Here is a 13,548-nt window from a genome sequence, read left to right as displayed (position 1 = left end):
TACTCTCATGCCGTGACCGAGACGCCCCCGCCTGACGCGGCACCTGCTGTGACAACGGCGCCACCGCCCCATGCCGACACGCGCCGGGCGCACCGCGTCGTTGCGGCTGAGGCGTCGGGGCAGGCCGGGGAACGCACGCTCGAGTCCCTGGGCCTGGGCGTGGGCACGGTCGCCTTCCTCGTCGTCGTTCTGATCGCGCTGGCCGTCTTCCGCTTCGAGTCAGCCCCCATCTCGGGCCCGGGCTCGGTAGGGCAGTTCTCAGCCATCGCCTCGGCCGCCGCGGGGATCCTCGCCTTCATCGCCGGACGCTACATCGTGCACCGGAACGAGGCCGGGCAGCGTCTCACCGTGCTTGACTATCTCGACATCGCGGCCCTCGCCTTTGCCCATGGGATCATCGCGCTCCTGTCCTGGACGCTCCTGGCCGTGATCCTCACGGACGCCTTCATCGGTGCCGAGGTCTTCGCTCTGCCTTTGCTGGCACTGTCGGGTGCGGCCGCAGCAGTCACCGCCTACCTGGTGTTCTACTCGGCGACGCACATGGATCTGCCGCTGCTCGCGGTCATCCTCGCCGTGTTCCTCGTCGAAGGAGTTCTTGCGGCGATGCTCACCGCGAGCGATCCGTACTGGTGGAAAGACAACCTGTCGGCGCTCGGGATGACGAACGACCTCTCCGCCATGACCTTCAACCTCACCCTGATCGTCGCCGGCTTCATCGTCACGACCCTCGCTCGCTACACGACCCGCGGGATCCCGACCTCGCATGCGCACGGCATCCGGTGGGTGCGACTGTGCCTCGTCCTCGTCGGCATCTTTCTCGCCCTCGTCGGCGTCTTCCCGGTCAACGACTTCTTCTGGCTCCACACCGGGTTCGCATCCGGTATGGCCGTCGTGTTCGGCGTGCTCGTCATCCGTCTTCCCGTGTGGATCCCCGGCATTGCGCGTCCCTTTGTGGCACTCGGATGGCTGTTCATCGGGGTGATCGTCATCCTGGCGATCTACTTCGCTGTCGGGTACTACACGCTCACGGCGGTCGAACTCGTCGCCGGCATCCTCGTCTTCTCGTGGATCATCCTCTTCATCCGCAACGCGGCAGCGTTGGAGACCGACGTCAGGACGCCGTGACTCCCGCAGCCGGATGGTCCTCGATGATCATCTCCGGCGCACGGGCGACCACGAGCCAGGTCGGCAGGATCGCGACGCACATGATCGCGAGGATGCCGATGTCTCCGACCATCGCGACGGCGACGAACAGTGCGATCCAGCCGTCGCGGGCGATCGCGAGCGTGAAGCCGAGCACGCCGCTCGCGAGGGCCAGGCCGAACGGGATCGACGGGAAAAGCGCGTGGGCCACCATCCCGAACGCGACGCCGAGGAAGATGGCGGGGAAGACCCGCCCACCGCGGAAACCGAAGGATGCGGCCACCACGAGAGCCGCGAGCTTGATACCCACGAGCGCCAGCAGACCCGCCCACCCGATCGCCCCGTCGAGGGCGATGAGCTGAGCGCTCTGTTCCAATCCCTTGAAGAGGGTGAGCGGACCGCCGAGCGCTCCGAGCCCCCCGAGGAGGAGGCCGCCGGCCAGGCTCAGAAGCAGCGGGTTCGGCATCCGTTGGCGCAGAAACGGATGCAGGGCCTTGAAGGCCACGATGCCGACCAACGCGATTGCGGCGCCCGCGCACGCGATGACGGATGCCGACACCAGATCGATCGCCTGCGGGTTCGTGTAGGGCGCAATACTCGCGATTGCACCCAGGCCGCCGCCGAGCACGAGGGCCGTGATCGTCCCGGTGGCTGCCGCCACGAGCGGCAGGAACAGCTTGTCCCACAGCGCGCCGCCGCCCGAGGCGAGCGCGCCGGTGAAGACCAGCGCCGCGGCGACGGGCGTGCCGAACAGGGCGCCGATCGTGCCGGCGGCGGTGAGGATGACGACGAGCTGAACCGGGATCGCGGGCCACAGTCGCGTCACGATCCACACCGCCAGCGCCGTGTTGATCGCGATGATCGGGCTCTCAGGCCCAAGACTCACGCCGCCGATGAGCGTCAACAGGATCACGACGATGATGCTCGGGACCGCGCGGACCGGCTGCGGCGGCGCGATGAGTTCCACGGTCGCGGAGTCCTGTCCGCCGTGGCCGGGCATCTTCCACACGACCATGCCGACGAGGAAGCCGGTCAAGGCGAGCACCCCGAAGATCCACCACGGCGAATCGCCGTCCGCCCCCAGTGATTCCGGCAGTGCCTCCCACACCCAGTGCGCGCCGACATGCGCGACCTCGTCGAGAGCCCACAGCATGAGGCCTGACAGGATGCCGATGAGTGCCGCGGGGATCGACAGGGCGACGAGCGTGCGAGAGCTGCTCGTGAACGCCCACGGATTCGGGTTCGAGACCATGTCGCTCACCCTAGGGCGCAAGCGGTGGTCGCGGTAACCGACTCTCGGCGAGGGCGCGGGGGCTCTGACTCGCGGCTCACTACTCTCAGACCATGACCGAAGAACGCTGGCAGAAGCTGACGTACTGGCCGCTGGTCGTGGCCTCCCTCGCCTTCATCGCCGCCTATTCATGGCAGGTGATCGCCAATCTGCAAGGCCCCGAGTACGCCACGATGCGCTTGGTGATGGCGGTGACATGGGTCATGTTCGCGATTGACTATCTGGTCCGGCTCGGCCTTACGCCGAAGAAGGGGGCATGGTTTCGCGCGCACCTCTTCGATCTCGCCGTCGTCGTCCTGCCGGTACTCAAGCCCCTGCGGCTGATTCGCGCGATCACCGAGATCCAGAAGATGTCGCGGGGCGACCAGCTACGAACCCAGGCTGCCGTCCTGGCGGGCGGCACGGTCGCCATCCTGATCTGGATCTGTTCCCTCGCGGTGCTGGAGGCCGAGCGGCCGGCACCCGGCGCAAACATCCTCAACTTCGGCGACGCGATTTGGTGGGCGTTTGTCACGGTGACGACGGTCGGTTACGGGGATCTCTACCCCATTACGGCGTGGGGGCGGATCGTCGCCGTCGTGCTGATGTCCGTCGGGATCGGTGTCGTGGGCGTGGTGACGGCAACGACGGCATCCTGGTTCGTGGAGCGGGCGGCCACCCTCTCGGGTAACGACGACCAGGAGGCCGCCACTCGCGGGCAGGTTCGTGAGCTCTCGCGTCAACTCGAGGCTGCCGTCAAGGGTCTGCCGAAGGGCGCCGACGAGTCGTCCCCGCGCCAGACGCGGGCCGACCCGCCTCCGGCATCGTCCTGACCGGCCGGTGCACTGGCGGCCGCGGTAGCCTGGCGCGGTGAGTTCCGCTCAGCCGTCGCCCGCGTCGTCAGGACTGTCGCCGATGCTGCGGGTTCTGCTTGGTCTTGCGGCCGCCGTCGTCGTGTTGGTCGGGCTCTCGTGGGCGCGTGAGATCGTCGGCCCGCTCGCACTCGCGGCCGTCATCGTGATCATCTGCCATCCGCTGCACGGCCTGCTGCGCCGTCGGGGATGGCCCGCCTGGACGGCCACGACCGCTGTCGTCCTGCTCGCGTACATCATCCTCACGGCGATGGCGTTGCTCCTGTGGTTCGCGGGAACGCAGTTCGCACGCCTGGTCGTGGACTATCTCGGGCAGCTGCAGGCAACGGTCGACGGAATCGAAGAATGGCTCGCCGCGATGGGCTGGGATGGGCAGGCGGCGGACACGATCGCGTCCCTTCTGGAGCCCTCACGGCTGCTGAGCCTTGCCACCTCGGTGTCGGGCATGGTCGTGGCCGTCGCCGTCGGGCTGTTCTTCGTGCTGGCCTACGTCATCTTCATGGCTGCGGATGCGGCACGCTACGGTCGGCTTCGCGCTGTCTTTGGTCACTCCGTCGATGCCACCCTGGCGCGCATCCGTACCTTCAACGTCGGCACCCGGCGGTATTACATCGTCAACGCCATCTTCGGCGCCGTCGTGGCCATCATCGATGGCATCGCGCTCGCGGCCATCGGCGTTCCGGCGCCCGTGGTGTGGGCGATCCTCGCATTCGTCACGAACTTCATCCCGAACATCGGCTTCGTGCTCGGCCTTATCCCGCCGGCGATCCTCGCGCTGGTCGTGGGCGGCTGGCCGCTGTTTCTTGCCGTGATCGCGATCTATAGCGTCGTGAACGTCGTCCTGCAGGTGCTCATCCAGCCGAAGTTCGTGGCTGATGCGGTGAGCCTGAGTCTCACGCTGAGCTTCTTCTCGGTGATCTTCTGGACCTTCATCATCGGTCCGCTCGGCGCGATCCTGTCGATTCCGCTGACCCTGCTCGTGCGCGCGTTGATCCTCGAGGCCGACCCGGATGCCCGTGTGCTGCGCTGGCTGAGCGGGGACCGGGACGCAGCCCCCACCGCTGAGCCTCCCCCCGTGGCAGCCGCGGCGCCCGACGCTCCTGTGGCGCCCGACTCGGACCCGTCCGATGCCCCTGCCCCGACGACGACGCCAGACGCATCTGCCGCACCCGAGACGCCACCTCCCCTCCCACCGCCCCCGCGGGACTGACGCTCGGAACCGGGCTTCGGACCGGATCCCGCGGGGTCGGTGGGCTGGAGGCGCTCAGGAGAGGAGTTTTGCCTTCGCCGCAGCGAACTCCTCGTCGGAGAGAACGCCCGCATCTTTGAGCGCGGCGAGCTTCTGGATCTCGGCGACGATGTCGACGGCGGGCGCTGCGGGGGTTGCGGGCGCCGGGGCCGCCGCCATCTGCGAAGCAACAGCCTGTTGCGCGGCCTGCTGCATCGCGGCCTGCTGTTGTGCCGCCTGATACTGCTCCTGCTCGTACTGCGCCTGAGCCTTCTTCTGCTGGTTGTTCGACATCGCTCCTGACACCGCGCTGGCGGTGCCCGCGACGACGGCGGTGCGGGCGGCGAGGCCGATGAGGCCGGGACGGCCGACTCGTCGGATCATGTCGGATCTCCTTCTTCTCAGGCCTCTTCGGCCATGTCCATGATGGCGTTGACGATGGGGGCGGGGATGCGCTCGGCGCTCAGGACGACACCGCCGGATGACGCGAGCCGGTCAGCGAGGCGGCGGGCGTAGACGAGTTCGAGCGCGACGATCGCGGCCGACGAGCCGGGCTCGACGAGTTCGACGAGCTCGGCGATGTCTTCTTCACCGGTGATGCCGATCTCGGCGAGCTCGATGCTGCCGAAACCGTACTCCCCGGTCTGATCCTCGATCTCGATGACTTCGACATCGCCTGACTCCGACTTGGACACGATGACGAAGTCGAGAAGGCGGACCAGACCGCCTTCCAGGAGCTCCGCGAGAGCGTCGATGGTGTCAGGGCTCGGGCGATCGCCCTCGAAGCCGACGAGGTAGAGCTCGACCGGTCCGTAGCGGAACTCAGCCATGGGTGTGATCCTTTCGGGTGGGTGATAAGAGGGGCGGAAGAGGTCAGAAGTAGGCGATGCCCCTGGCGAGGACCACGACACCGAGAACCAGCAGCACCATCCCCATGATGACGGCGTTCTCGCGTTCCAGCCAGATGCGGAGGCGGGTCAGTGGTCGCTCCAGTCGGTCGGCGGCGACCACGAAGCCGACCACCGGCAGCAGAATCGTCGATGCCGCCACGAGCAGGTACACCGTGAGGGCGATGACGGCATCGCCGACGGCCACGGCCGAGATGCCGAGGGCTGCCCCCGCGGCCGCGCCGAGCAAGAGATTCTTCGGGTTCACCGCGGCGAGGAGGACGCCCATGCCGAGCGCGTCCCAGAACCCGAACCGATCGATCGCCCGCATCCAGGAGGGAAGCGTCGCCGCCTGAGCCTCGCCGCGTGCGCGAGACCGAAACTGCCGCACCGACAACCCCATGAGGGCGATCCCCAGCATGAGATGGATCGTGCCCGGTAGGGGACGGATGCCACCGACAGCCGGTGTGGGTATGACAGCCGAGAGGACGAGGAAGATCACGACGGTGGTCAGGATGCCGAGTACCCAGCCGGCTGCGAACCCGATCCCCGCGGTGCGCGCCCGGGGCGAGAGCAGCAGAAGAATCGTCGCGATGATCGGCACCGGGCTGAGGGCGATGCCGACCGCGAGGGGAAGCACCGCGCCTACCGCGTTACCCATACCGGTCCTCTCGTCGGCTGCTCCGCGTCCATCATCCCCCACGCCTCGCTCCTGATCGACCGAGCGCCTCCGGGGCGCTCTCGCGCGCCTCAGGTACAGTTGTGACGCCGCATCCGCGGTGCGAACGCCGCTCAGCAAAGGCAGCCCTTCTGTGACTTCCCTCGACGCGTCCGACGGTTCGCCGACCGGAGACCATGCCGGTGGCGCCGGCCGCCTCACCGTGCTCATCGGCGCCGACACGTTCTTCCCGGACGTGAACGGTGCGGCGCGGTTCGCCGAACGCCTGGCCGCCGGGCTGGTGGCTCGTGGGCATGAGGTGCACGTGATGGCACCGAGCAAGACGTGGGCACAGCACGGGGTATTCCGCGAGGTGATCGAGGGTCAGGAGATGACCGTCCATCGCATCCACTCGTACCGGTGGTATCCGCACGACTGGCTGCGGTTCGTGTGGCCGTGGCGGGCCAAGCACTACGCCCGTATCGTGCTGGATCAGGTCAAGCCGGATGTCGTCCACATCCAATCCCACATCGTGATCGGGCGCGGGCTGACGCGGATCGCGCGCCAGCGCGGGATCCCCGTCATCGCGACCAATCACGTGATGCCCGAGAACATCCTCGACTATTCGGCAATGCCGAAGTCATGGAACAACACCATCATTCGCTGGGCGTGGGCCGATGCCAATCGCACCTTCCAGCTGGCCCGCGTCATCACGACCCCGACGCGTCGCGCCGCCGACTACCTCGAGCGAGCGACCGGGATCACCGGAGTCATTCCCATCTCCTGCGGCATCGACATGCACAACTACACGCCCGATCTGACCCCGCGGCAGGCCAACCGGGTACTGTTCGTCGGGCGACTGACCAACGAGAAGCAGATCGACGTGCTGCTTCGGGCGATGACCAGGCTCGACCCGGCGCTGGACGCGACCCTGGACATCGTGGGCGGCGGCGATCAGCGCAAGAACCTCGAGCAGCTGGCCGCAGACCTCGGTCTGGCTGAGCGCGTCACGTTCCACGGGCACGCGTCCGAGCAGGAGCTGCGGGAGCTCTACACACGAGCGAGCGTCTTCGCGATCGCCTCCATCGCCGAGCTCCAGTCGATTGCGACGATGGAAGCCATGGCGTCGGGGCTGCCGATCGTTGCGGCAAATGCCGTGGCCCTGCCCCACCTGGTGCAGGACGGCGAGAACGGATACCTGTTCACACCCGGAGACGTCGATCAGCTCGCAGCGCGCCTTACCGACGTGCTCACGGCTGCGCCGGAAGAGCGGCAACGGATGCAGCAGGCATCGCTCAAGGCGGTGGCGATCCACGATATCGGGCGCACCCTCGACACCTTCGAGGCCCTGTACCGCGGCGAGCCGATCCCGGAGTAGCGATGCATGTCGTGATGTTCGGCGACCAGCACGCCGAAACGCTCGGCGGCGCACAGGTCTCGATGCGCCTGCAGCGTCGGTTCCTCGAGAAAGCCGGCCACACCGTCACGATCGTCGCGCCGCGACGTCACGGACCCCGTTCTCACAGGAATGCCGACGACCCGGGGTACGCCGATCTGCCCTCGATCCCGGTCACGCTGGACCGGGAGTACGCGATGACCTGGCCCGGCGCGCGAGCCGACCGCGCCGTGGACCGCGTCCTGGCTGGGCGTCCGCCGGTTGACATCGTCCATGTGCAGGGCGATTTCTGGGGGGCCTTCCTGGGCCTTCGATACGCCCGTCGTCACGATCTCCCGGTGGTGTTCACGTTCCACAACCGCGTCGATGTCGGCATCCGTGCCGTCGCCCCGTTTCCGGACATCGTGCTGCGGGTGCTGAACCGCTGGGGACGTCGCGTCCTATCGGAGCCGGCGGGATCGCGGTCGGACGGCTGGTCGTACCTGCGGATGCTCGCCTCATTGGCGGATGCCGTCACTGCACCGTCCGCCCATTTCGCGCGGCGGCTCGAGACCAACCGCGTCGCCCCGCACGTCGAGGTCGTCTGGAACGGTATCGATGACGACGAGCTGGCGGCTGCGCTCGCCGCGCCGCGTGCGCGACCGGACTCCCGGCTTCCCCGTCTGGTGTGGGTCGGCCGGATGAGTCCAGAGAAGCGGCTCATCCCCTTCCTCGAGGCGGTCGTGGCGTCGGGCATCGAGGCCGACATCGAGGTGATCGGCAACGGTGCACAGCGTGCGGCCGCGCAGCGGGTGGCAGAACGCGCTCGCGCGTCAGTGTTCTTCCTCGGCTCACTGCCCTACCGCGAGACACTGCGTCGCGTCCGCTCCGCGGATGCGCTGGTGCAGACCTCGATCGGTTTCGAGACGCAGGGAATGACGATCTTCGAGGCTGCCACGCTCGGGACGCCGTCGATCGTCTGCGACCCGGATCTGGTCGCCGAGCTCGGATCGGGTGCGTGGCCGGTTCCGGATGCCTCGACCTCCGCGCTCGCTGCCGTCCTGCGTGCCGCCGTCGCCGACGTCCGCGCGGGAACGGCTCCGGTGCCCGACCCGTCTATCGCCGAGCGGTTCCGGCAGTCGTCGCGGACCGCGGCGATGCTCGAGGTGTACGAGGCGGCGCGCGCGCGACACGACGCGACCTGACGGCGTCTGCAGCGCGGTCACGGGAGGCGCCGGGGGTCGGTGGGCTGGCGACGGGCGCCGTCTGTGTGCACGGCGCGGATGGTGGCGAGCAGGCCCCAGAGTGCGAGTCCCGACAGGAGAAGCAGAATCAGCATGTCAGAAACGCTATGATCGTGTTATTCGCGCCACCAGTGGCGGAATGCGCCTCATTCGTAGGATTCATGCCATCGACGGCGGGGTCGTCGAGAATCGGGGATCAGTGATCCGTACCGTCGCCACCATCGTGCAACCGGGCTTCGCGCCCTTCGAGTTCGGGCTGGCCTGCGAGGCCTTCGGGCTCGATCGTTCCAACGACGGCATCCGGGGGTTCGACTTCCGCATCGTGGCGGCCGAGCCCGGCCTCGTGCCGAGCAACCTGGGATTCTCGATCACTGTCGACGAGGACCTCACGTTTGCCGAGTCGGCCGACCTCGTCGTCGTGACACCGGTCCCGCGAGCCAAGTGGGACGAGCCGGACGAGCGTGTGTCGGGGGTGATCCGGCGGGCTGCAGCGCGCGGCGCATGGCTTCTCAGCGTGTGCAGCGGCTCGTTCGTGCTGGCAGCCGCGGGCGTGCTGGACGGGCGGCGAGCGACGACCCACTGGATGTACGCCGACGCCATGGCGCGGATGTACCCGCAGATCGCCGTCGACCCCGACGTCCTCTACGTGCAGGACGGCCGGATCATCACGAGCGCCGGAACCGCCGCGGGGCTCGATGCGTGCCTGCATCTGCTGCGCCAAGAGCTCGGCGCCGAGGCGACCAATCGCATCGCCCGAAGGATGGTCGTCCCTCCGCAACGCGACGGTGGGCAGGCCCAGTTCATCGACAAGCCGCTCCCGGTCGCGGCGTCCCACTCGCTTGCGCCCGTCACCGACTGGATGCTCGAGAACCTGCGTGCCGACCTCTCCGTGGAGCAACTCGCTGCGCGGGCACACATGTCGCCGCGCACCTTCGCGCGCCGGTTCAAGGCAGACCTCGGTGCAACCCCGGCCGCCTGGCTGGCCCGGCAGCGGATCATCCACGCTCAGCGGCTTCTGGAGCGGACTGACCTGGGTCTGGACCGCATCGCGTGGGAGAGCGGTTTCGGTTCGGCGGCGGTGCTGCGCCAGAACTTCGCCCGGGTTCTCGGGATCACGCCCACCGCCTACCGGGCCCGGTTCCGGTCGGTGGCGGCGGATCTCCCATCGACCGGGTGACACCCTGCGCTACCGGGCGCGATCGAGCAGGATCATCGTCTCCTCGAGCGTCGGCGGCACCGTCTGGACCGTCGCATCCAGACCGCCGAGCGCAGCGCGGATCTCGCTGACGGCGTGTCCTGCGACGCGGATGTCGCGCCCGGAGAGCATGACGGGCAAGCCGGCGTCACCGAGAGCGGCGAAGGCCCGCTGCCAGTTTTCGCACCGCACCACGACAGCGGGAGTCTGCGCCGTCAGGTCCTCGACGGAGCCGCTGCCGAGCAGCCGTCCCCGTGAGAGCAGGACCAGCCGGGTGCACTGCTCGGCCTCCTGCAGGTAGTGCGTGGTCACGAGGATGCCTCGGCCCGACGCCGCCTGGTCGTGGATGATGTCCCACAATCGGGCGCGCGCCAGCGGGTCGACTCCGGAGGTGGGCTCGTCGAGCACCAGAAGCTCGGGATCGTGGCTGAGCGCGAGCGTGAACGCGAGTTGCCGCTGGCGGCCGAGGCCGATCTGCGAAACAGTGTCGCGACGGACTGCCGCGAGTGAGGTCGGGAGGTCGGCTCGGGGCGACCGATAGACGCGGGAGGTGAAAGCGACGTTCTGGTCGACGCTGAGCGACCGATACAGGCCGAGGCCCTGCGGGACGTAGCCGAGGCGGGGGCGCGAACGTGCCGACGGCGCTGCGCCGAACAACTCGACCCGGCCTTCGTCGGGCCTGTCGAGTCCGATCAGCGTGCGGATGAGCGTCGTCTTGCCCGCGCCGTTCGCGCCGATGAGGCCCACGATCTCGCCCGCGCGCACCTCGATCGACACCTCGTCGACGGCGCGGTGGCCGCCGAAGCGGCGCGTGACGCTCTCGGCCCGAGCGATCACCTCACCTGGCTCCCGCCGGACCGCTGCGACCACGGAGGCGGCAGCGGCGGCCGTCTCGGATCCGGACCCTTCTGCCCCGCCACTTTCCGCGTGGCGTGCCAGCGTGTCGGCGATGAGGGCGTCCTCGAGGTCGCACTCTACGAGGCGTCCGCTCGAGGGCGGTGGGGTGGGCGTCCACTCGTGTCGAGCCCGACCACGGCGCCAGGAGCGTGACGATGGTGGCGCGGCATCATCGACGAGCTGAACCGACCCCGGTACCGCCGCGATGATCTGCTCCGGGGTCCCCTCGGCGATCACGTGGCCGGCGTCGAGCGCGACGACGCCCGTGGCGCGCTGGGCCTCATCGAGGTAGGTCGTCGCCATGAGCACCGCAGCGCGGTCGGCCGCGGTCTCGGAGATCAGGCGCCACAGCTCGACCCGACTGACCGGATCGACGCCCGTGCTCGGCTCGTCGAGGAGCACCAACGCGGGTCGGTGCAGGATCGCCAGGAGGAATCCCAGCTTCTGCCGCATCCCTCCCGACAGGTTTCCGCCGAGACGGTGTCGGGCCTGTTCCAGCCCAGCTCGGTGCAGCAGCTCCTCCGACCGTTCCCGAATCTGGGCGCGGCTCAGTCCGTAGGAGCGCCCGACGAACGCGATGTTCTCGTCCACCGTGAGGCCCGCGCGAACCCCGGATGTCGACGGTTGATAGCCGAGGTCGCGATCCGGAACCGATCGGACCGTCCCGCTCAGCGGCACGACACGGTGCGCCAGTACCCGCAGCAGCGTCGACTTCCCGGCGCCGTCGCCGCCGACGACCGCTGTCACCTCACCTCGTGGCACCTCGAGAGTGACGCCATCGAGCGCCGCGAGCTCGCCGAAGCGCACAGTCACGGCATCCAGCCCCAATGAACCCTCGCGGGGCGACAGTCGTGTCGGGGGGCCGGCGGGGGAGCCCGACGCTGCGCTCATCGCGCACCCGCCCGGTCGCGGCGCCGGGGTCTGGCGGGTGCGATGCTCGCGTGCAGGCGCATGACGGCAAGTCCGAAGATGGCCACCGCCATCACGGCCAGGATCAGGAGCGGTACCCAGAGCGCTTCCCAGCCGGCGCCGCGCAGCATCACTCCCTGCGAGATGATCGTGAAGTAGGTGAGGGGAAGCAGGTAGCCGATCCACCGCACACCGGCTGCCATCGCGTCGAGCGGAAAGATCATGCCCGACAGCAGAATCTGGGGGAGCAGCGTCATCATCGCCAGCTGGATCGCCTGGCCGGAGGTCTGCGAGACCGAGGAGATGAGCACTCCCAGCCCCAGCACGACGAACAGGAAGAGCCCCGCCCCGACGATGAAGATCACAGGGTTGCCGACGAAGGGGACCCCGAAGAGCCACATCCCGAGCGCGGTGATCACTGCCATGTCGAAGCTCGCGAGCAGGAAGTACGGCGTGATCTTGCCCAACACGACCCCGCTGGCTTTCAGAGGCATGACAGCGAGTTGATCCAGGGTGCCCGCCTCCCGTTCCCGGACCAGTCCGATGCTCGTGATGATGGTTCCGATGAAGGTCAGGATGAGGCCGATGATGGCCGGCACCATCACCCACGAGGTCTTCAGGTCGGGGTTGAACAAGACCTCCGTCTCAATCGTCGGCGCGGATGCCTGCTGACCCTGCCCGGTCTCGACGGGCGCCTGCGCGCTGAGCTGCTGGGCGACCTGTGCGAACAGCAGCTGAGCGGACTGTGCGGCGAACAGATTCGAGCCGTCGATGAAGACCGTGACCGTATCGCCGCCGTCCGCGTAGATGGCGACGTCTGCGTCGCGGTCAACGAGTGCGGCCTGTGCGTCTGCCTCGTCCTCCGCGGTGTCTGTCGAGACGACCTCGAGGTGATCGCTGAGGTCGTCGTTCTCCTCGATGAGGGTCTGAATCTGATCAGCATCCGCCCCGACGATCGTGACGCGCAACGTCTCGACGGTGAAGTTCGCCGCGTATCCGAAGATGACCAGCAGCAGGAGGGGCATCCCGATGAGAAGGGCCAGCGTACGTCGGTCGCGTCCCAGTTCCTGGAACTCCTTGAGCATCACAGCGCGCATGAGTACATAATTCAACGCACGTTGAATTTGCGCAAGAGGCAACGATCGCGCAACGAGACCTCTGCCGAGAATCCCCCTCCGATACACTCTGGCCATGTCGAGCGGTGGGGGGCACATGGCTGCGTCGCGATTTCTGCTGTGGGCGCCGGTCGCCGTGTTGAGTGCTGCTCTCCTCGGGTGCACACCGGCGGGTGAGTCGGATCCGACGCCGTCCGCATCAGCATCCGCCACGTCCTCGCCATCGCCCGACGCGACCTCGGATGGGCCGCCGATGACCGAGCCGCCCGCAGCGGAAATCGATCTCGAGGCGCTTGCGTGCACCGACCTGCTGGACCTCGCGATAGCCCAGTCCAACTTCGGTGCGGACGCTCAGTTCATCGCGGAACTCGGACCCGGAGAGTTCACCGGGATCATGGCGGGGCCCGTCGCGGAGACCGCGCTGACGGAGGCCACCCAGCGGATCGGCTGCATCTGGGGGATCCCGCAGAGTGATGGCGCCTTCACGGTCGTCGTCGCCGCCCTTCCCCAGGCATCGCGGGACACACTCACGACGGCCCTCGGTTCGAGCACCTTCACCGGCTCGCTGATCGGGACGTCTCCCGCCTACACCTGGGAGCGTGACGACGCCCTCGGCACCGTCACCACCGTGTACGCGTTCGCTTCCCCCCTCTGGGTGACCGTGACCGGCTCGGGAACGACCGGGTCGCAGACCGAGATCACCACGGACGTTCTCGATCATCTGCGCGCGCTGTACCCGAGCCTCGGCGACTGAA

13 protein-coding genes are annotated in these 13,548 nt (G+C 68.2%); 7 read left to right on the top strand and 6 right to left on the bottom strand.

Annotated elements, in window-relative coordinates; translation table 11 throughout:
* Positions 1-12: 12 nt before the first annotated feature.
* Complete coding sequence (locus AC3ENO_RS04750; protein WP_434969475.1) at positions 13-1,125, top strand: DUF998 domain-containing protein; 1,113 nt, start codon at positions 13-15, stop codon at positions 1,123-1,125.
* Here the strand turns inward: AC3ENO_RS04750 and AC3ENO_RS04745 are convergent.
* A complete protein-coding gene (locus tag AC3ENO_RS04745; RefSeq protein ID WP_434969474.1) occupies positions 1,112-2,395 on the bottom strand; it encodes an ion channel protein in 1,284 nt (427 codons plus the stop codon). The two genes, AC3ENO_RS04750 and AC3ENO_RS04745, sit on opposite strands and share 14 nt — an antisense overlap.
* 92 nt (positions 2,396-2,487) lie before the next feature.
* On the opposite strand from AC3ENO_RS04745, the gene AC3ENO_RS04740 reads away from it, so the two are divergent.
* Both AC3ENO_RS04740 and AC3ENO_RS04735 read left to right on the top strand, forming a co-directional pair.
* Positions 2,488-3,246: a potassium channel family protein gene (locus AC3ENO_RS04740; RefSeq protein WP_434969473.1), complete on the top strand. Its 759-nt coding sequence runs from the start codon at positions 2,488-2,490 to the stop codon at positions 3,244-3,246.
* Positions 3,247-3,283: 37 nt separating this feature from the next.
* The gene (locus AC3ENO_RS04735) at positions 3,284-4,495 is read left to right on the top strand and encodes an AI-2E family transporter (protein ID WP_434969472.1); all 1,212 of its coding nucleotides are present in this window, start codon (positions 3,284-3,286) and stop codon (positions 4,493-4,495) included.
* Between the two features lie 54 nt (positions 4,496-4,549).
* On the opposite strand, the gene AC3ENO_RS04730 is transcribed toward AC3ENO_RS04735, so the two are convergent.
* The 3 genes from AC3ENO_RS04730 to AC3ENO_RS04720 are packed head-to-tail and all read right to left on the bottom strand — an operon-like array spanning position 4,550 to position 6,061.
* Positions 4,550-4,897 carry an SHOCT domain-containing protein gene (locus AC3ENO_RS04730; RefSeq protein WP_434969471.1) on the bottom strand — a complete coding sequence of 116 codons (348 nt, stop codon included), beginning with the start codon at positions 4,895-4,897 and terminating at the stop codon, positions 4,550-4,552.
* Between the two features lie 17 nt (positions 4,898-4,914).
* On the bottom strand, positions 4,915-5,343 hold the full coding sequence (locus AC3ENO_RS04725) for a DUF6325 family protein (RefSeq protein WP_434969470.1): 429 nt from the start codon (positions 5,341-5,343) through the stop codon (positions 4,915-4,917).
* A gap of 43 nt (positions 5,344-5,386) precedes the next feature.
* The gene (locus AC3ENO_RS04720) at positions 5,387-6,061 is read right to left on the bottom strand and encodes a GAP family protein (RefSeq protein WP_434969469.1); all 675 of its coding nucleotides are present in this window, start codon (positions 6,059-6,061) and stop codon (positions 5,387-5,389) included.
* A gap of 151 nt (positions 6,062-6,212) precedes the next feature.
* Here AC3ENO_RS04720 and AC3ENO_RS04715 point away from each other — a divergent pair, with 151 nt between their 5' ends.
* The 3 genes from AC3ENO_RS04715 (at position 6,213) to AC3ENO_RS04705 (ending at position 9,854) form a co-directional block, all read left to right on the top strand.
* On the top strand, positions 6,213-7,436 hold the full coding sequence (locus tag AC3ENO_RS04715) for a glycosyltransferase (protein WP_434969467.1): 1,224 nt from the start codon (positions 6,213-6,215) through the stop codon (positions 7,434-7,436).
* 2 nt (positions 7,437-7,438) lie between these two features.
* Complete coding sequence (locus AC3ENO_RS04710) at positions 7,439-8,638, top strand: glycosyltransferase (protein ID WP_434969465.1); 1,200 nt, start codon at positions 7,439-7,441, stop codon at positions 8,636-8,638.
* A 238-nt stretch (positions 8,639-8,876) separates the two neighbouring features.
* Positions 8,877-9,854, top strand: coding sequence for a GlxA family transcriptional regulator (locus tag AC3ENO_RS04705; RefSeq protein WP_434969464.1), 978 nt, complete (start codon positions 8,877-8,879; stop codon positions 9,852-9,854).
* A 9-nt stretch (positions 9,855-9,863) separates the two neighbouring features.
* On the opposite strand, the gene AC3ENO_RS04700 is transcribed toward AC3ENO_RS04705, so the two are convergent.
* Together AC3ENO_RS04700 and AC3ENO_RS04695 are read right to left on the bottom strand one after the other, a co-directional pair.
* Entirely contained in the window at positions 9,864-11,660 is a 1,797-nt protein-coding gene (locus tag AC3ENO_RS04700; protein ID WP_434969463.1) for an ATP-binding cassette domain-containing protein, read from the bottom strand.
* Entirely contained in the window at positions 11,657-12,775 is a 1,119-nt protein-coding gene (locus AC3ENO_RS04695; protein WP_434969462.1) for an ABC transporter permease, read from the bottom strand. Before AC3ENO_RS04695 ends, AC3ENO_RS04700 begins: the two co-directional genes overlap by 4 nt.
* Positions 12,776-13,046: 271 nt before the next feature.
* On the opposite strand from AC3ENO_RS04695, the gene AC3ENO_RS04690 reads away from it, so the two are divergent.
* Positions 13,047-13,547: a hypothetical protein gene (locus tag AC3ENO_RS04690; RefSeq protein ID WP_434969461.1), complete on the top strand. Its 501-nt coding sequence runs from the start codon at positions 13,047-13,049 to the stop codon at positions 13,545-13,547.
* Position 13,548: the final 1 nt, after the last annotated feature.

The organism is Microbacterium sp. bgisy207, assembly GCF_057706855.1.
This window is presented reverse-complemented; position numbering and strand designations above follow the sequence as displayed.